17 protein-coding genes and 1 tRNA gene are annotated in these 15,534 nt (G+C 72.4%); 8 read left to right on the forward strand and 10 right to left on the reverse strand.

Annotation, left to right across the window (positions count from 1 at the left end; genetic code table 11):
- Positions 1 to 194 precede the first annotated feature (194 nt).
- Both ACZYRU_RS21910 and ACZYRU_RS21915 read right to left on the reverse strand, forming a co-directional pair.
- The gene (locus ACZYRU_RS21910; RefSeq protein ID WP_488959215.1) at positions 195 to 584 is read right to left on the reverse strand and encodes a hypothetical protein; all 390 of its coding nucleotides are present in this window, start codon (positions 582 to 584) and stop codon (positions 195 to 197) included.
- Complete coding sequence (locus tag ACZYRU_RS21915) at positions 581 to 2,260, reverse strand: sigma-70 family RNA polymerase sigma factor (protein ID WP_488959216.1); 1,680 nt, start codon at positions 2,258 to 2,260, stop codon at positions 581 to 583. The genes ACZYRU_RS21910 and ACZYRU_RS21915 overlap by 4 nt, the downstream gene beginning before the upstream one ends.
- A gap of 442 nt (positions 2,261 to 2,702) precedes the next feature.
- Between ACZYRU_RS21915 and ACZYRU_RS21920 the strand changes: the two genes are divergently transcribed.
- A complete protein-coding gene (locus ACZYRU_RS21920; protein WP_488959217.1) occupies positions 2,703 to 3,446 on the forward strand; it encodes a hypothetical protein in 744 nt (247 codons plus the stop codon).
- A gap of 13 nt (positions 3,447 to 3,459) precedes the next feature.
- On the opposite strand, the gene ACZYRU_RS21925 is transcribed toward ACZYRU_RS21920, so the two are convergent.
- Positions 3,460 to 4,101: a response regulator gene (locus tag ACZYRU_RS21925; RefSeq protein WP_488959218.1), complete on the reverse strand. Its 642-nt coding sequence runs from the start codon at positions 4,099 to 4,101 to the stop codon at positions 3,460 to 3,462.
- Positions 4,065 to 5,210, reverse strand: a complete 1,146-nt coding sequence (locus tag ACZYRU_RS21930; protein ID WP_488959219.1) for a sensor histidine kinase — start codon at positions 5,208 to 5,210, stop codon at positions 4,065 to 4,067. The genes ACZYRU_RS21925 and ACZYRU_RS21930 overlap by 37 nt, the downstream gene beginning before the upstream one ends.
- A gap of 136 nt (positions 5,211 to 5,346) precedes the next feature.
- Here ACZYRU_RS21930 and ACZYRU_RS21935 point away from each other — a divergent pair, with 136 nt between their 5' ends.
- Positions 5,347 to 7,503 (forward strand): MMPL family transporter, encoded by a 2,157-nt coding sequence (locus tag ACZYRU_RS21935; protein ID WP_488959220.1) that lies wholly within the window; start codon positions 5,347 to 5,349, stop codon positions 7,501 to 7,503.
- On the opposite strand, the gene ACZYRU_RS21940 is transcribed toward ACZYRU_RS21935, so the two are convergent.
- The gene (locus tag ACZYRU_RS21940; RefSeq protein WP_488959221.1) at positions 7,496 to 7,960 is read right to left on the reverse strand and encodes an Lrp/AsnC family transcriptional regulator; all 465 of its coding nucleotides are present in this window, start codon (positions 7,958 to 7,960) and stop codon (positions 7,496 to 7,498) included. The two genes, ACZYRU_RS21935 and ACZYRU_RS21940, sit on opposite strands and share 8 nt — an antisense overlap.
- A 96-nt stretch (positions 7,961 to 8,056) precedes the next feature.
- Between ACZYRU_RS21940 and ACZYRU_RS21945 the strand changes: the two genes are divergently transcribed.
- Positions 8,057 to 8,995, forward strand: a complete 939-nt coding sequence (locus ACZYRU_RS21945) for an EamA family transporter (protein WP_488959222.1) — start codon at positions 8,057 to 8,059, stop codon at positions 8,993 to 8,995.
- On the opposite strand, the gene ACZYRU_RS21950 is transcribed toward ACZYRU_RS21945, so the two are convergent.
- The 3 genes from ACZYRU_RS21950 to ACZYRU_RS21960 form a co-directional block, all read right to left on the reverse strand.
- Positions 8,992 to 9,561 carry an NADPH-dependent FMN reductase gene (locus ACZYRU_RS21950; RefSeq protein WP_488959223.1) on the reverse strand — a complete coding sequence of 190 codons (570 nt, stop codon included), beginning with the start codon at positions 9,559 to 9,561 and terminating at the stop codon, positions 8,992 to 8,994. The two genes, ACZYRU_RS21945 and ACZYRU_RS21950, sit on opposite strands and share 4 nt — an antisense overlap.
- A 144-nt stretch (positions 9,562 to 9,705) precedes the next feature.
- Positions 9,706 to 10,260 carry a YceI family protein gene (locus ACZYRU_RS21955; RefSeq protein ID WP_488959224.1) on the reverse strand — a complete coding sequence of 185 codons (555 nt, stop codon included), beginning with the start codon at positions 10,258 to 10,260 and terminating at the stop codon, positions 9,706 to 9,708.
- 107 nt (positions 10,261 to 10,367) lie between these two features.
- Positions 10,368 to 10,754 carry a cupin domain-containing protein gene (locus tag ACZYRU_RS21960; RefSeq protein WP_488959225.1) on the reverse strand — a complete coding sequence of 129 codons (387 nt, stop codon included), beginning with the start codon at positions 10,752 to 10,754 and terminating at the stop codon, positions 10,368 to 10,370.
- 92 nt (positions 10,755 to 10,846) lie between these two features.
- Here ACZYRU_RS21960 and ACZYRU_RS21965 point away from each other — a divergent pair, with 92 nt between their 5' ends.
- Entirely contained in the window at positions 10,847 to 11,311 is a 465-nt protein-coding gene (locus ACZYRU_RS21965) for a MarR family winged helix-turn-helix transcriptional regulator (protein ID WP_488959226.1), read from the forward strand.
- Positions 11,312 to 11,368: 57 nt separating this feature from the next.
- Here ACZYRU_RS21965 and ACZYRU_RS21970 read toward each other — a convergent pair whose 3' ends face one another.
- Positions 11,369 to 11,566 carry a hypothetical protein gene (locus ACZYRU_RS21970; RefSeq protein WP_488959227.1) on the reverse strand — a complete coding sequence of 66 codons (198 nt, stop codon included), beginning with the start codon at positions 11,564 to 11,566 and terminating at the stop codon, positions 11,369 to 11,371.
- Positions 11,567 to 11,889: 323 nt separating this feature from the next.
- Here ACZYRU_RS21970 and ACZYRU_RS21975 point away from each other — a divergent pair, with 323 nt between their 5' ends.
- Positions 11,890 to 12,519 (forward strand): ANTAR domain-containing protein, encoded by a 630-nt coding sequence (locus ACZYRU_RS21975; protein WP_488959228.1) that lies wholly within the window; start codon positions 11,890 to 11,892, stop codon positions 12,517 to 12,519.
- A gap of 85 nt (positions 12,520 to 12,604) precedes the next feature.
- On the opposite strand, the gene ACZYRU_RS21980 is transcribed toward ACZYRU_RS21975, so the two are convergent.
- Positions 12,605 to 12,688, reverse strand: a tRNA-Leu gene (locus ACZYRU_RS21980).
- A 169-nt stretch (positions 12,689 to 12,857) separates the two neighbouring features.
- Between ACZYRU_RS21980 and ACZYRU_RS21985 the strand changes: the two genes are divergently transcribed.
- The 3 genes from ACZYRU_RS21985 to ACZYRU_RS21995 are packed head-to-tail and all read left to right on the forward strand — an operon-like array spanning position 12,858 to position 15,531.
- The gene (locus ACZYRU_RS21985; RefSeq protein WP_488959229.1) at positions 12,858 to 13,607 is read left to right on the forward strand and encodes an FHA domain-containing protein; all 750 of its coding nucleotides are present in this window, start codon (positions 12,858 to 12,860) and stop codon (positions 13,605 to 13,607) included.
- Positions 13,600 to 14,064 carry an FHA domain-containing protein FhaB/FipA gene (locus ACZYRU_RS21990; RefSeq protein ID WP_179728620.1) on the forward strand — a complete coding sequence of 155 codons (465 nt, stop codon included), beginning with the start codon at positions 13,600 to 13,602 and terminating at the stop codon, positions 14,062 to 14,064. The genes ACZYRU_RS21985 and ACZYRU_RS21990 overlap by 8 nt, the downstream gene beginning before the upstream one ends.
- Complete coding sequence (locus tag ACZYRU_RS21995) at positions 14,065 to 15,531, forward strand: PP2C family protein-serine/threonine phosphatase (RefSeq protein ID WP_488959230.1); 1,467 nt, start codon at positions 14,065 to 14,067, stop codon at positions 15,529 to 15,531.
- Positions 15,532 to 15,534 lie beyond the last annotated feature (3 nt).

Genomic DNA, 15,534 nt, shown 5'->3' on the forward strand with positions numbered 1-15,534 from the left:
GTCCGGAGAGGTGATCTCCTCCCGAGGCGGGCGCCCGACGTCGGTCAGGCGCGCCTCGCGCACTCCCTCGGGGACCGCTCACGGGTGATCGGTCCGCACGGGGCGGATGGCCTGGCTGGCCGTCCCACAAGTTCAGACACAGCGGCTGGCAGCCCCTTACGCGGCTCCCGGGATTTCCTTCCCCGGACGGGGAGTCAGCCAGGGAAGAGCGGCGCCAACGTGCAGGTCGGGCCGGGCAGGTCGACGTCGGCGCGCAACGCAACCTCCAGCTCGTCGAGGCAGACCATCGCCTCGTAGGCGTTGGGGAACGGGCCGGTGTAGGTGGTGACGCCGGTGTGAGGGTCGGTGCAGACCAGGATGTGGGGCTCCTCGAGCAAGGCGACCTCGAGCTCGGCGAGACGGTCCAGCAGTGGCCCCGCGAAGGTTGCAGCCAGGTCGGCGGCATCGCTGTGCCCTGCGGCGCCGGCAGCCCTGCGACCGGCCCGTGCCTCCGGTTCGACCTCCCGGCCCGCCCCGGCGATGATGGAGACGACCGCCTTGGGGTTACGCCACTCGCGCAGTGCCTCGCGCCATGTCGTCCTCACGGGGCGATCGTGAGTGACACCGTGTTGTTGGCGGCGACCGGGTCGAGGACACCGGGCGCCTGGCTGACCGAAGCGGTCAGCAGCGAATGGCCCGCGGTGAGGACGGACAGCCTCAGCTCGGCGAGCCCGGTCTCCGGCCCGATCCAGGTGCAGACCAGGGTCGTCGAGGGGACCAGGCCGGCCCCGTCCGGTACGCCGTCGCTCGTGCCAGAGCAGTCCCAGCCACTGCTGAGCCGCACCGGCCGACCGAGCACACGGCTGATCGTGACGGTCACCCTGGCGTCCGGGCGCAGGTTCTTCAGGGGAAGGCGGACCAGGGAGAGCCGGACGTCGCCATCCGTGACCGGCGAGACCGTGGGCGTCCCGAAGCCGATGTCGGGCGGAAGAGCGGGCGGGTACGTCGGGTCAGGCGGGTCGGTCGGGTCGGTCGGGTCAGGCGGGCCGGTCGGGTCGGCGGGGGCCGGCTCGGTCGCCGTGGCGGGCGGTGGCGTCACCGGGACGAGGGTGTCCGCCGAGAGGGCGCTGCCCCCGTGGGGCGGTGCAGGGGTGCGGACGGGCGTCGGCGCCGCGGTCGACGGTGCCCTGACCCGTGGGGTGGTCGCAGGGCGGGTCGACGGGCGTGGCTCCCGCTCGGCACGATCGGTGGCCGCCGGCCACCGAGGACCGGCATCACGCGCGCGCTCCGACGCCACGGGCTCGGGCACGGTGATGGCCGAGCTCGCGGCAGGCGGCTGGTCCCGGACCGTGCCGTCGACGAGCAGGGGCAGCGTCACCGCGGCGCCCACGACGGCGGCCACCACCGTGGCGAGCAGGCCGGCCTTGCCGGCTGCGACGACCCCCACCTTGCCGGTCACGACCGGCGTACCACCGTGACCGAACAGGCTTGCCCAGCTGCCCGAGGAGCCCAGCAGGCCCGCCCCCATCACGGCCGGGAGGAGCACGGCGCCGAGCCGGTTGTTGACGTCGTCGAGATCGGCGAGCGCGGCCGTGCAGCTCAGGCAACCGTCGAGGTGTGCCTCGAGTCCGGGACGCTTGCGCCGGTCGAGCGCACCGCGGGCGTAGGCAGGCATGAGGGGAGCCCACAACAGGCACCCCTCGTCCGCCGTGCGCCCGAGGTGGGCGGCGAGGTAGGCCTGGCGCAGCCCCTCACGGGCCCGGAAGCTCAGGGCGGCGACCGCATTCGGCTTGATCCCGAGGTGCACGGCCACCTCGCCGTGGGGCAGGCCCTCGACGGCGGTGTACCAGAGCACGGCCTGCCACCGCTCCGGAAGGCTGCGGTACGCCGCGGCGACGGCTCCGTTGTCGAAGCGCCCGTCGGGATCGTCGGCGAAGGTCAGCTCGTCGACCGGCGGCAGGTGCTCGTAGCTGTCCACCAGGTCGTAGCGGCGCTCGGTGCGGATCGTGTTGTTCCAGATGCTCCTGATGGAGGTGAGCAGGTAGGAGCGGAACGACACGGTCGGCCCGAGATCACGCTGCAGCGCGTCGAGCACCTTCGTGAAGGCCTCGGCGACCAGGTCGTCGGCATGACCGGGTCCCGCGAGCCGGCGGGCGAAGGAGACGGCGGCACTGCGGTGGCGTTCGAAGAGCTCCCCGTACGCGTCGGGGTCACCGGCGCGGACGCGGCTCAACAGGACGGGGTCTCCGTCCAGCACGGGGTCGACCAGGTCGGCGGTCATGACTGCTCAACGTCCGCCGGGACCCCAGAGCATCCCGAATGGTCCCAAAGGACTACGAGGTCTGGGCGGTCGGTCCCACATCGGCTCGACGACTCGTCCCGGCCCCCGCCGGCCGTCCTCTCACACTGCCTGATCACGACATGCACCCCCCGGTGTGTTCGTCCGGGCCGCCGCGACAGCGCGCGACAGCTCGGGTCGGCCCCGCCGACAGCTACCTGACACCCGACCCGTGCGTTGCTTACGCGAGTCCGTGGGACTTCTTCCACCCGGTCCGGCGAGGTCGTCACCACGAGTGCCGTAAGGCCGGCGGCCCTTCGGTGTCCGGCCTGTGGTGGACGTCCGGAGGGAGGACGTCCGCCACCTTGCCGACCGGAGGACCCGTGTTCCACTCGACCCGACCGACGACCTCGCGCCGTTCGCGCCCCCTCCCGGGAGCGACTCCGTGAGCCGGCTCCGAAGCAGGCGCGCCGCGCCTGCGGACCGGACCCGGCCGTCCGCCGTCGTACCGCGGCGCGGTTGGATGCTCGCCGATGCCCTGGCGCACCGGACCGGGACCGACGAGGCGGCGAGCGACTTCGGGAGGTCCGCGGCCCAGGACGGCGAGGGCCTCGACGTGTGCCTCGCCGAGCTCGACGACACCCATCTCGCCGTCGAGGGGGACGTTGCTCCCCCGCCGGTCGTGCGCCGGGTCGCGCTGGCGTGGGCCGACGCGGTCCAGGAGCGCTACAACGGGCTCACCTGCGCGGACCCGACGACCGGACTGAGCAGCATCCAGCACGTCCAGTCCGAGGTGGCCGCGCTCTACCGTGCCGCGGGGAACGGCTGGCTCGTCGACACCGACATCGCCCGCACCCATGCGTTGGCCGTGGTCGAGCTGTCGGGTGTCCGCGACGACGTGGACGACGGCTTCGGCAGGCTCGAGGCCGCGCTGCGACGGGCGACGGCAGCCGAGCTGGTCCGCGACGGGCTGCCCGCGACGACGCAGGTCGCCGAGCTGAGCCAACGCCGGCTGGTGGCGCTGGTACGACGCACCGCCGACCTCGACGCGCGGCTCGCCGGCGTCGTCGACGCGCTCGGCAAACGGATCCAGCTCTCGCCCAGCGGCGGCCGCTGCCGCGGCTGGACCGAGGCCCTCCCGTTCGGTCCTGATGCGGCCCGGGCACTGCTCGACGAGCTCGCCCGATGATCAGGCCCCGCCCCTAGAACCGCAGCCACTCCAGCACCGCCCGCACCCGGCGGTGGTCGTCGACGTCGGCCGGCAGGTCGAGCTTCGCGAAGATGCTGTTGATGTGCTTGGCCACGGCCTTCTCGGTGACGACAAGTGCCTGGGCGATCCCGGCGTTGGCGCGGCCCTCGGCCATCAGCGCGAGCACCTCGCGCTCCCGCTCGGTCAGCCGGTCCACGGGTGTGTCGCGCCGGCGGTCGAGGACGGCGGCGACCACCGAGGGGTCCAGGACGGTGCCGCCACCGGCGACCCGGCGCAGTGCGTCGACGAACTCGGCGACGTCGGAGACGCGGTCCTTGAGCAGGTAGCCCACGGCACCCTCGCCGCTCGCCAGGAGCTCGCGGGCGTAGAGCTGCTCGACGTACTGCGACAGCACGAGCACGGGGAAGCCCGGGCGCCGCGCCCGGACGGCGATGGCGGCGCGCAGGCCCTCGTCGGTGAACGTCGGCGGCATCCGTACGTCGACCACGGCCGCCTCTGCGCTCGGGTCGTCGAGCGCCCGCTCGAGCTCGGTGAGGTTGTCGACCGCGGCCACCACCTCGAAGCCCTTGGCCTCGAGGAGCTGGGTGAGGCCGGCCCTCAGGAGCGCGTGGTCTTCGGCGAGGACGATGCGCACGGGACCTCCCAGCTCACGACGGTCGGTCCCCCGGACGGGCTCGACACCGACAGGATGCCGTCGAAGGCCGCGAGCCGCGCGGCCACCCCCGGCAGGCCGGACCCGCCGCGCAGGTCCGCGCCGCCGCGGCCGTCGTCGCCGACCTCGGCCCGCAGCACCCTCCCGTCGTGGTGCAACGTCACCCAGGACTGGTTGGCGTGCGCATGCTTCGCCGTGTTGGCCAGGCACTCGGCGACCGCGAAGTAGACGGCCGACTCGACGGGCGCCGGCAACCGGTCGGGTACGTCGAGCGCCAGCTCCACCGGCACCGCCATGTCCAGAGCCAGCGCGGAGACCGCGCCGGTCAGGCCGCGGTCGGCGAGCACCGGCGGGTGGATGCCGCGGACCACGTCGCGCAGCTCGCCGAGCGCGGTGGACGACGTACCGCGGGCCTCGTTGATCAGCTTCCGCGCGGCATCGGGGTCGGTCTCGAAGAGGTCGTCGGCCAGGCCGAGGCTGAGGGACACCGCGGCCAGCCGGGCCTGCGGGCCGTCGTGCAGGTCGCGCTCGATGCGGCGCAGCTCGGCGGCGGAGTGGTCGACGACGACAGCGCGGGACGCGGTGAGGTCGTGGACCCGGCGCTCGAGCGCCTCGGTGCGTCCGGGCGAGAGGATCGCGCGGTCGACCCAGGAGCGGGCCCGCATGAGCGGCACGGCGGCGTACCACCACAGGGGCAGGGTCACGACCGCGACCATCAGCAGGAACACCAGGAACGAGAGGACGAATCCTCCTGTCATCGCCCACAGCATCCAGAGCAGGTCGCGCCAGGTCGCCGGGTCCAGCGCCCGCGCGCGCAGGCCGAGGAGGGGTCCCGGCGGCACCGGCAGGTACGGCGCGGGCACCGGCTCCTCCAGCACCTCGGCCGCCATCCGCCGGTGGGCGTTGGCGATCAGCCGGCCCAGCGGCAGCACGGCGAGCAGCAGCAGGATGCCGATCCACACGACGGTGAGGACGCTGCTGACCACGACGAGGACGAACACCACGATCACCGGCACGAGCAGGAGGACCTGTGCACCTGCGACACCGGTGACCTTGAGGGGGCCGACGCGGCGGGTGGGGACGGGCTGCACCGCTCCATCCTCACCGACGAGCGCGGATCGTGCAGTGGTGCAGGCACCACCACCGGTCGGGACGCTCCACCCCTGACCCGGGGCTCCGGCGTCGGGAGGGTGGAACCACCCTCTCCTTCTCTCCCCAGGAGTCCTCATGTCCCTCTCCCTGAGTGCGTTGCCCACCCGGGCTGCCCGCTGGAGCGCCACCCACCCGTGGCGCGCGATCGGCGCCTGGCTGGCGTTCGTCGTGGTCGCGGTCGGCCTCGCCGCGACCGTCTCGACCAACGACGTGAAGGACGCCGACTACCGGGTGGGCGAGTCCGGCCGGGCCGAGGCGTCGATCGAGCGGGCCGGTCTCGACACGCCGCCGTCCGAGAGCGTGCTGGTCCGGGCCAGGTCGGGCGCGCTGGACGTGACCGACGGCCGGGCCGCGGCGGCCGAGCTCGCCGACCGGATGCGGAAGGCGCCCGGTGTGGCGGGCGTCGGTGACGTCGTACCGAGTGCGGACGGGACGGCCCTCCTCGTCCCGATCGAGCTGTCCTCCGACGAGGTCGACGCCGCGCCGCTGCTCGCCGTGACCGCCGCCGTGCAGGACGCGCACCCGGACCTGGTGGTCGCGCAGGCCGGCGACGTCACCATCGACGAGGCGATCAACGACCGGGTCGGCGAGGACCTGCACTCCGCGGAGTTCATCAGCCTGCCGATCACGCTGGTGCTGATGCTGCTGGCGTTCGGGGCGCTGATCGCGGCCGGGCTGCCGGTGCTGCTCGCCGCCACCAGCGTCGCGGCGACGATCGGCATCAGCGCGCCGATCTCGTGGCTGGTCCCGGCCGAGTCGACGGTGCTCAGCATGATCGTGCTGATCGGCATGGCCGTCGGCGTCGACTACTCGCTCTTCTACCTCAAGCGGGAGCGCCAGGAACGCGCCGCCGGCCGTACGACGCTCGACGCGGTCGCCATCGCCGCCGAGACCTCCGGCCACGCGATCCTCGTGTCCGGCGGTGCCGTGATCGCCGCACTGGCGGGGCTGTTCGTGCTCTCCGACGTCACCTTCAACTCGCTGGCCACCGGCGCGATCCTCGTGGTCGCGGTCGCCGTCCTCGGCTCGATCACCGTGCTGCCGGCGCTGCTGGTCAAGCTCGGCCGTTGGGTCGACCGGCCGCGGCTGCCGCTGCTGTGGCGCCTGACCCGACGTGTCCCCACAGGCACGATCAGCGGCCGCATCCTGGGTCCGGTGGTCCGGCACCCCGTCGCCGCTCTGGTCGTCTCGTCGGTCGGGATCGTCGCGCTCGCCGTACCCGCCTTCGGGATGAAGACCCACCAGGCCAGCCTCGAGACCCTGCCCGCCGACATCCCCGCCGTGCAGACGCTGCGGGCGATCACGAAGGCGTTCCCCGCCGAGGGGACGGCCGCGCAGGTCGTCGTGACGGGCGCTCCCGAGGACGAGGTCCGGGCTGCTCTCGAGCGGCTCACCGCTGCGGCGGGACGCGACGGGTTCGCCACCGACGGCGTGCAGGTACGCACCTCCAACGACGGCGGTACGTCGGTCGTCGACCTGCCGCTGCCCTACGAGGAGTCCGACGACCGGGCCACCGCAGCGATCGAGCGGCTCCGGTCCTCGCTCGCTCCGGCCGCGCTCGACCGGCTCGGCCCGGACAGCTCCTGGGCGGTCGGCGGCGGCGCGGCCGAGTCGCTCGACCACAACCAGCAGCGCGACCAGCGGATGCCGTGGTTGCTGGGGTTCGTGCTGCTGCTGACGATGGTGATGATGGTGCTGGCCTTCCGCAGCGTGCTGCTCGGCCTGGTCTCGACCGTGCTCAACCTGGCGTCGGTCGGCGTCGCGTTCGGGCTGCTGTCGATCGTGTTCCAGCACGGCGTCGGCGCGGACCTGCTCGACTTCACCAGCCCCGGCTTCGTGATCGAGTGGATCCCGATCTTCGTCCTCGTCGTGCTCGTGGGCCTGTCGATGGACTACCACGTGTTCGTGCTCAGCCGGATCCGTGAGCTCGTCGACCGCGGCCTGCCGGCGCGTGAGGCCGTGCACCGTGGCATCGCCGACACCGCGGGCGTGATCACCAGCGCCGCCGCCGTGATGGTCTCGGTGTTCGCCATCTTCGCGACGCTGTCGATGATGGAGATGAAGATGATGGGCGTCGGGCTGTCCGCCGCGATCCTGATCGACGCGACGGTGATCCGGCTGGTCGTGCTGCCGGCGGTGCTGGTGCTGCTCGGGGAGAAGGCGTGGCCGCGGCGGGCCCGGCGCCCCGTTGCCTCGACGGCTCCCGCGCAGGAGCCGGTGCTGGTCAGCTGATCGCGAGCGGCGAGACCTCCTTCGTCGTACCGAAGGCGAAGGTGGTCTCGATCGACGCGAGCGACGGGATCCCCCGGAGGCGGTCGCGGAGGAACGCCTCGTAGGCCGGGAACGACGCGACGACGACCTTGACCAGGTAGTCGGCGTCGCCGGCCAGCAGGTAGGCCTCGGTGATCTCCGGGACGTCCCGCAGCTCGCGCTCGACCGCGTCGACGACCTCGGAGGCGTGCGACGACAGGGTCAGCCGGACGAACGCGGTGATCGCGAGGCCGACGGTCTCCGGCGCGACGACGGCGCGGTAGCCGGTGATCACCCCGGCCTGCTCCAGCGCCCGCACCCGGCGCAGGCACGGCGACGGCGAGAGCCCGACCCGGTCGGCGAGCTCCTGGTTGGTGAGCCGGCCGTCGAGCTGCAGCTCGAGCAGGATGTGCTGGTCGATCGCGTCGAGGGTCGTCATGTGGCAGATCCTGCTACAGATCCCGTTTCTTGAGGCATTTTCGGCAATCGCCTGCCGTCACGATTTCCCTAATCTTGCGGCGTGAACGAGAGCGGGATGAGGAGATCCGGGTACGTCGCCCTCGCGGCGACCGTGCTGCTGTGGGCGTCCTTCGCCCTGTCGTCGCGGGCGATCGGCGGCTCGACCCTGACCGAGCACGACGCCGCGCTGGTGCGCTTCGCCGTACCCCTCCTGGTGCTGGCGCCCCTCCTCCCCCGCACCTTCCGGGCCCTCGCCCGGGAGCGGGCCGCGACCGTCGTACTGCTGCTGGCCGGCGGCCTGCCGCACTACCTGCTGTTCGCGCTCGGTGCACGACTGACCAGCGCCGGCCTCACCGGCCTGCTCGTGCCGGGCACGGTGCCGCTGTTCGTCACCCTGCTGCTCCTGCGGCAGCGCACCGTGTCACCGCGAGCCTGGGCTGCGCTCGGCGCGATCGTGGCCGGCGTCGTCGCGAGCGCGACGATGATCGGCGACGGCGCGGGGCCGGGCGGGATCGGCGTCCTGCTGCTGGCCGGCGCGGTGTGGGCGGTCTACACGCTCGGCCTGCAGCGCACCTCGTTGAGGCCGCTGGAGATCGTCGTCGGCGTGTGCGCCGGCTCGACCGTCGCCGCGCTCGCGGTGATGCTCAGCGGCCTCGCGCCCTCCCACCTGCTCACCGGATCGGTGCGCCCCACCGACCTGTTGTCCTTCGTCGTCCTCCAGGGCATCGGCACCGGTCTGCTCTCCACGCTCTGCTACACCCACGCCGTCCGCACGCTCGGCGGTGGTGTCGCCGCCGTCGGCGGCGCGCTCAGCCCGGTCGTCACGGCCGTGGCCGCCGTACCGCTGTTCGGTGAGGCGATCGGGACCGGCCTGGCCGTGGCGCTGGTGCTCGTCGTCGCAGGGGTGCTCGGGTTCAACGCGGCGCCACGGCCGGCGCGGATCGGGCGTCCAGTGGTGCGCGACGAAGTCCGCGTGCTCCAGCTGCGCCCCGTGACCGCAGCGGTCGATGCCTAGGGGTTGCGGGGCAGCACCGTCAGCACGCGCTCGACGTGGTCGCGGAACTCCGTCAGGTAGCCGCGCAGGAAGTCCGCCGTGCCCTCGTCGGTGACCTGCCCGTCGACGTACACCTCGGGGTTGAAGTAGATGTAGGCCTCGGGCGCGGTCATCTGGCGCGCGTTGCAGAAGCTGAGCACCCCGCGCAGGCTCTGCTGCGCGACGGCCGTCCCGATCTGGCCGATCGAGGCGCCGATGACGCCTGCCGGCACGTGGTCGAAGGAGTTCTGCCCCCACGGCCGCGACGCCCAGTCGATCGCGTTCTTCAGCGCGCCGGGGATCGACCGGTTGTACTCCGGGGTGATGAACAGGAGGGCGTCCGAGGCCGCGATGGCGTCCTTCAGCGCCCGGGCCTCGGGCGGGTAGTCGGCGTCGAAGTCCGGGCTGTAGAGCGGCAGGTTGCCGATCGGGATCTCGGTGAACGCGAGGTCCGCCGGCGCCAGGTTGATCAGGGCCTGGCTCAGGATCCGGTTGATCGAGGTCGAGGAGAGGCTGCCGACGAAGTATCCGACCTGGTACGTGCTCATGGATGGGCTCCTCACGACGGGTGTCCTCCCAGCGTGGCACCGCCGGGACCGACGCGACAGCCCCGGACCTTCGGCGCTTTCGCCGTACGACGACACCGGCCCGCCGCGCGTGAGCGTGACGGGCCGGTGTGGTGCTGGTGGAGCTCAGGCGTTCTTGATGGCGGAGATGTCGAACTCGAGCTTGATCTTCTCCGAGACGAGGACGCCGCCGGTCTCGAGTGCGGCGTTCCAGGTCAGGCCCCAGTCCTTGCGGTTGACGGTGACGTCGCCCTCGAACCCGACGCGGATGTTGCCGAACGGGTCCTTGGCGGAGCCGTTCTCCTCGAACTCGATGGTGACCGGCTTGGTGGTGTCCTTGATGGTCAGGTCGCCGGTGATGGCCCACTCGTCGCCGTCGCGGGTGACGTGGGTGGAGACGAACTTCCACTCGGGGAACGCGGCGGTGTCGAAGAAGTCCGGCGAGGTCAGGTGACCGTCGCGGTCGGTGGAGCCGGTCGAGACGCTGGCCGGGTTGATGGTCACGGTGACCGAGGAGGCGGCGGGGTTCGCGGTGTCGATGTGAGCGGTCGCGTTCCAGTCGGTGAACTGGCCGCGGACCTTGGTGACCACCGCGTGGCGCGCGACGAAGCCGAGGCGGCTGTGCGCGGTGTCGAGGGTGTAGTCGCCGGTGATGTCGGTGAGGGCGGTGGACTCGCTCATGGTGCTGGCTCCTGAGGCGGTAGGACTTTGGTTGATGAGTCAACCATCTCGGAAACACGTTGACATGTCAACCAACTGTTGGCGTGACGCCGCTCACCGCCCGGCGGTCACCGGATCCAGGCCGGTGCGACCGGATCCCCGGCGCCGTCGCCGAGCGGGGTCGCGAGCCCGTCGGCGGGACCGGTGACGACGAAGGCAGCCCCGGTCGACGTACCGATCCGCCGGCGACTGCCGCGCGGGAGGACCACGGTGTCGCCGGCGGCCAGCTCGATCGACCGCTCATCGACGACGACGGTCGCCACCCCGTCCAGCAGGTGCCAGGCCTGCTCGACGTCGAAGGCGTGCTCCGGACCGTACTGGCCGGCCTCCATGTCGACGCGCCACAGGCTCAGCGGCCCGGAGCCGCCCTGGGTCGGCGACGCGAGGGTCGTCATCGTGGCGTTCGGAGTGGTCGTGACCCGGGCTTGCGCACGGGCGATCTTGAGAACCGACATCTCTGCTCCTCGATATAGACAATGTGGTTGTCGATCACAGTAGACCGCACGTGCGATACCGTCAACCAGGTTGTCGATCAGGAGGCGATGTCGTGAACGAGCCCGCGTGGCGCGTGATCCTGCTGCTCGCCGGCGCCTTCCGAGACGGCGTCGACGCACTCCACGCCGAGCTCGCCGAGCAGGGACACGCCGAGGCCCGCCCGCTGCACGGCTTCGCCCTCCAGGCGATCGGCCCCGACGGCTGCACCATCAACGAGCTCGGCCACCGCCTCGGCGTCTCCAAGCAGGCCGCGGCCAAGACCGCCGCGGGCCTGGCCAACGCCGGCTACCTGCTCCGGGAGCCGGTCCCCGGCGACCGGCGCGCGGTACTGCTGCGGCGCACCCCTCGGGCCGACGAGCTCCTGGCCGCGAGCGCCGCCGGTTTCGAACGCGTCGCCGATCGCTGGCGCAGCGAGCTCGGCGCGGTCGAGTACGACGCCATGGTCGACGCTCTCGCCCGGATCGCCGGCAACCGGCCCGTCGGCGACCTGCCCGGCTGGCTCACCCAGCGTCCCTGACCGCTGGCGATCAGAGGTCCAGCACGAGCCGCGGGCACGCGTCCCGGGAGACGCAGATCAGCATCGACGTGGCATGACGTCCACCCCGGCGGCCCGGACCGCGTCGAGCACGCTCTGGTCGGGCGGTACGTCGACCAGCCGGCCACTGCTCGCCAGCTCGACCTCGAAGCCGCCGCTCCCGTCGGCCGGGGCGATGACGGCTGCGGGGGCGAAGCGCTCGAGGTGCAGCTCGTCGGCCCGGCCCTCCGCCGCCATCGCGGCAGTCAGCTGTGGGAGTTGCTGCGCCACAAGGTGAACCCGATCCCCGGCGTCACCAGCGTCGAGACCACCGCGATCCTGCAGGTGCACAAGCTGCGCTACACCACACCGGTCTGATCCGTCGCCGGCCCGGCTGTTCGAGGCGGCCCCCGGGGCAGGATTCTCGACCCCGAGAACCTCGACAAGACACGAGTCTGCAGCCCCCGACTCGCCGTGACCTCGCGGTACCCCCGAGCGATCGACGGCAGTCGGTCTCCGGCCCCTCGAACCGGTTGCGCCGCTGCTGGCGGAGCATCGAGGGGGTCTGCGATCCTGCTGTGATGGCCGACGAGCGAGAAGCCGTCACTGGCCGGTTCGCCTTCGACCTCGCGACCGGCGACTGGCAGTGGGACACCGAGACCTACCGCATCCACGGGCTCGCACCCACGACCGTCGAGCCCACCCTGCAGACCGTCCTGGACGCCGCCGCACCCGACGATGCGACCCGGATCAAGGACGCCCTGGACGCCATGGTCGCCACCGCGGCTCCCTTCAGCATCGCCTACCAGCTGACCGGCGCTGACGACGTGGAGCGATCGGTGGTGCTCGTCGGCCAGCGGGCGGTGTGCGACCCGGACGACGTCACCACCATCGAGGGCTACTTCATCGACCTCACCGACGACCTCGACGCCGTCGCGCGCGACGCCGCGCAGGCCGCCGTCGAGGCCAGCGCGGAGCACCGGGCCGTGATCGAGCAGGCCAAGGGCGCACTGATGATGGTGTACGGCTTCGGCCCGGACGCAGCGTTCTCGATGCTGCGGTGGTGGTCGCGCAACCGCAACGTCAAGGTCCGCGAGCTCGCCGGGGACCTGATGCGGGCCAGCCAGGACGGCGAGGTCAGCATCCCCGCCTTCCGGGGCAGCGTGGACCGCCTGCTGCACGACCTGACCGACCGCGAGGCCGCCGACTGATCACGTCGTGGACGCTCCGCGGCCGCGAGCGCCGGCGGGTCGAGAAGCACGAAGGCCCCGGTCTCTCGACCGGGGCCTTCTCACGTGCGCGAGGGGGGAGTTGAACCCCCACGTCCTTTCGGACACACGGACCTGAACCGTGCGCGTCTGCCTATTCCGCCACTCGCGCGTCACTGTCATGCAACAGCCGGGCAAGGTTATCCCAGCCATCACCCCACGCCCAAAACGGGGGGTGCGGCAGCCAAGGTCCCGGGTACGACGAGGCGCCACCGATACGATCGTGGAACCGTCGGGCAGGGGGCTCGGCGACTGAGGCGTGCGGAAGGAGGGCGAGCGACGTGGGTGGACTGCAGCGGTTCGAGCAGCGGCTCGAGCAGGCGATCTCCGGCGTGTTCGCGCGCACCTTCCGCAGTGCGGTGCAGCCGGTGGAGGTGGCTGCGGCGCTCCAGCGCGAGCTCGACAACAAGGCGCAGGTGCTGTCGCGGCAGCGGCGGCTGGTGCCCAACAGCTTCGTCGTGGAGCTGTCGGAGGGCGACCTGGAGCGGCTGGCGCCGTACGACTCCGCGCTGGCGACCGAGCTGGCCACCCAGCTGACCGAGCACGCCGAGCTGCAGTCCTACGTCTTCCCGGGCCCGATCCGGATCGTGTTCGAGTCGGCCGAGGACCTCGGGACCGGGCGGTTCCGGGTGCGCAGCCAGGCCGAGGCCGAGGTCACCGACCAGAGCCGCCGCTCCAGCAGCCAGCGCACCCGTGCGGTGCTCGAGGTCAACGGCACGCAGCACCCGCTGCGGGCGCCGGGCCTGGTGGTCGGGCGCGGCAGCGAGGCCGACCTGAGGATCAACGACCCCGGCATCAGCCGGCGACACGCCGAGTTCCTGATCACGGCTCCCACCCCGCAGCCCGGTACGACGACCGCCGGCACCGTCCACGTCGAGGTGCACGACATGGGATCGACCAACGGCATCCGCGTCGACGGCCAGAAGGTCGCTCGCGCGGCCCTGCGTGACGGCTCCCGGGTCCAGATCGGTCACACGTCCCTGGTCCTCCGACTGCTCCAGGAGACAAGTCAGGTGGTGGACGGTGTCTGAGCTGACCCTGTTCCTGGTCCGGATCGCCTACCTCGCGATCCTGTGGATCTTCGTGCTCTCCGCGATCTCGGTGATCCGCTCCGACATGTTCGGTGCCCGCGTGCCCGCGCCGGCTGCGCCCGGCAAGCAGCCGCGCGCGCCCAAGCCGGCCAGCCCGCGCCGCGGCCAGCCGACCAAGGTCGAGGTCGTGCAGGGCGTCAACACCGGCATCGTGGCCGACCTGTCGCAGGCGCCGGTGCTCATCGGGCGCGGCAACGACGCGGCGATCCGCCTCGACGACGACTACGTCTCCACCCGGCACGCGCGGATCGTCGAGTCCGGCGGCCAGTGGTACGTCGAGGACCTCGGCTCCACCAACGGCACCTACCTCGGCAGCCAGCGACTCACCCAGCCCGTCCCGGTCGGCCTGGGCTCGCAGATCCGGGTCGGGAAGACCATCGTGGAGCTGAGGAAGTAGATGAGCGACGAGACCTTCCCGGCCGAGCCGGACGAGGTGCCGCACGACCCCCAGCCCGACACGGTCGACGTACCCCTCCCCGTGACGCGCCCACTGCTCCAGCTCGACGGGTACGCCGTCTCCGACGTCGGCCGGGTGCGCAAGGACAACCAGGACTCCGGCTACTCCGGCCCGTGGCTGCTCGCCGTCTGTGACGGCGTGGGCGGCGCGGCGCGCGGCGACATCGCCTCCGGTACGGCGATCAGCGAGCTGCGCCAGCTCGACGAGTCGCCCGGCTCGGTCGACGTGATCGACCGGGTCAACGACGGCCTCCACGAGGCGCACGTCTCGATCGGCGCGCAGGTCGACCAGGACCCCGCCCTCAACGGCACCAGCACCACCGCGACGGTCGCGCTCTTCGACGGGCAGCGGTTGGCGGTCGGCCACATCGGCGACTCGCGGGCCTACCTGCTGCGCGACGGCGAGCTGTCCCAGCTGACCAACGACCACACCTTCGTGCAGAGCCTGATCGACGAGGGCCGGATCACCGAGGCGGAGGCGCGGGTCCACCCCCACCGCAACCTGATCCTCAAGGCGCTCGACGGCCTCCACGACGTGGAGCCCGACCTGTTCGCGCTCGAGCTGGTGCCGGGCGACCGGCTGTTCCTGTGCAGCGACGGCGCGTGCGGCGTGCTCGAGGACGACCGGCTCACCGAGCTGCTATCCCACGGAACGCCCGAGTTCTCCTCGATCGAGCTGGTGCGCGCCAGCCTCGACGCCGGCAGCTCCGACAACGTGACCTGCGTGGTGGCCGACGTGGTCGACCCGTCCGAGCACCCGCCGGCCGACCCGATGGTGGTCGGTGCGGCCGCCGACATGAGCCGGCGGCGGGCGCGCAGCCTGTTCCGCGGCCACCGCTCGGGCGACACCGGTGAGCTCGAGCCGGTGCCCGCCGAGATCCCGGGCGTCGGCTACGCGATCCCCGAGGACCCGATCGTCGACCCGGAGGCGCTGCGCTACGCGCCCCAGCCGCCGCCACGGTTCGCCTGGGCCCGGCGCCTGCTGGGTGCCGCGATCGTGCTCGGCATCGTGTGGATCGCCGTCGGCACGGCGTACTGGTGGAGCCAGCAGAAGTACTACGTCGGCGAGGGCACTGGCGACAGCGACGGGTACGTCGTCATCTACCGCGGCGTCGACGTCCCCGGCCTCTCCCACGTCTACGAGGTCTCCGACCTCGAGGTCGCGGACCTGCAGGAGTCCACGCAGGAGGAGGTCCGGGGCGGCGCGATGATCTACGGCACCGTCGAGCGGGCCCGCGCGGCGATCACCCGGATCGGCGCCAACGGGCGCCAGTCCGAGGAGCCGCCGGCCACCACCCCGCCGGCCACCACGACCACGGCGCCCCCGGCCGGCTCGGCGTCCCCGTTCACCACCCCGACCGAGGGCGGCGCCGCAGACCTGACCACCCTCGGCTCGCAGGGGTCGTGAGGC

Source organism: Nocardioides sp. F233 (assembly GCF_057813895.1).

Coding starts and splice junctions, on each gene's coding strand:
- ACZYRU_RS21915 (WP_488959216.1), bottom strand. CDS start 2,260: ATGACCGCCGACCTGGTCGACCCCGTGCTGGACGGAGACCCCGTCCTG.
- ACZYRU_RS21935 (WP_488959220.1), top strand. CDS start 5,347: ATGTCCCTCTCCCTGAGTGCGTTGCCCACCCGGGCTGCCCGCTGGAGC.
- ACZYRU_RS21940 (WP_488959221.1), bottom strand. CDS start 7,960: ATGACGACCCTCGACGCGATCGACCAGCACATCCTGCTCGAGCTGCAG.
- ACZYRU_RS21945 (WP_488959222.1), top strand. CDS start 8,057: ATGAGGAGATCCGGGTACGTCGCCCTCGCGGCGACCGTGCTGCTGTGG.
- ACZYRU_RS21950 (WP_488959223.1), bottom strand. CDS start 9,561: ATGAGCACGTACCAGGTCGGATACTTCGTCGGCAGCCTCTCCTCGACC.
- ACZYRU_RS21955 (WP_488959224.1), bottom strand. CDS start 10,260: ATGAGCGAGTCCACCGCCCTCACCGACATCACCGGCGACTACACCCTC.
- ACZYRU_RS21960 (WP_488959225.1), bottom strand. CDS start 10,754: ATGTCGGTTCTCAAGATCGCCCGTGCGCAAGCCCGGGTCACGACCACT.
- ACZYRU_RS21970 (WP_488959227.1), bottom strand. CDS start 11,566: ATGGCGGCGGAGGGCCGGGCCGACGAGCTGCACCTCGAGCGCTTCGCC.
- ACZYRU_RS21975 (WP_488959228.1), top strand. CDS start 11,890: ATGGCCGACGAGCGAGAAGCCGTCACTGGCCGGTTCGCCTTCGACCTC.
- ACZYRU_RS21995 (WP_488959230.1), top strand. CDS start 14,065: ATGAGCGACGAGACCTTCCCGGCCGAGCCGGACGAGGTGCCGCACGAC.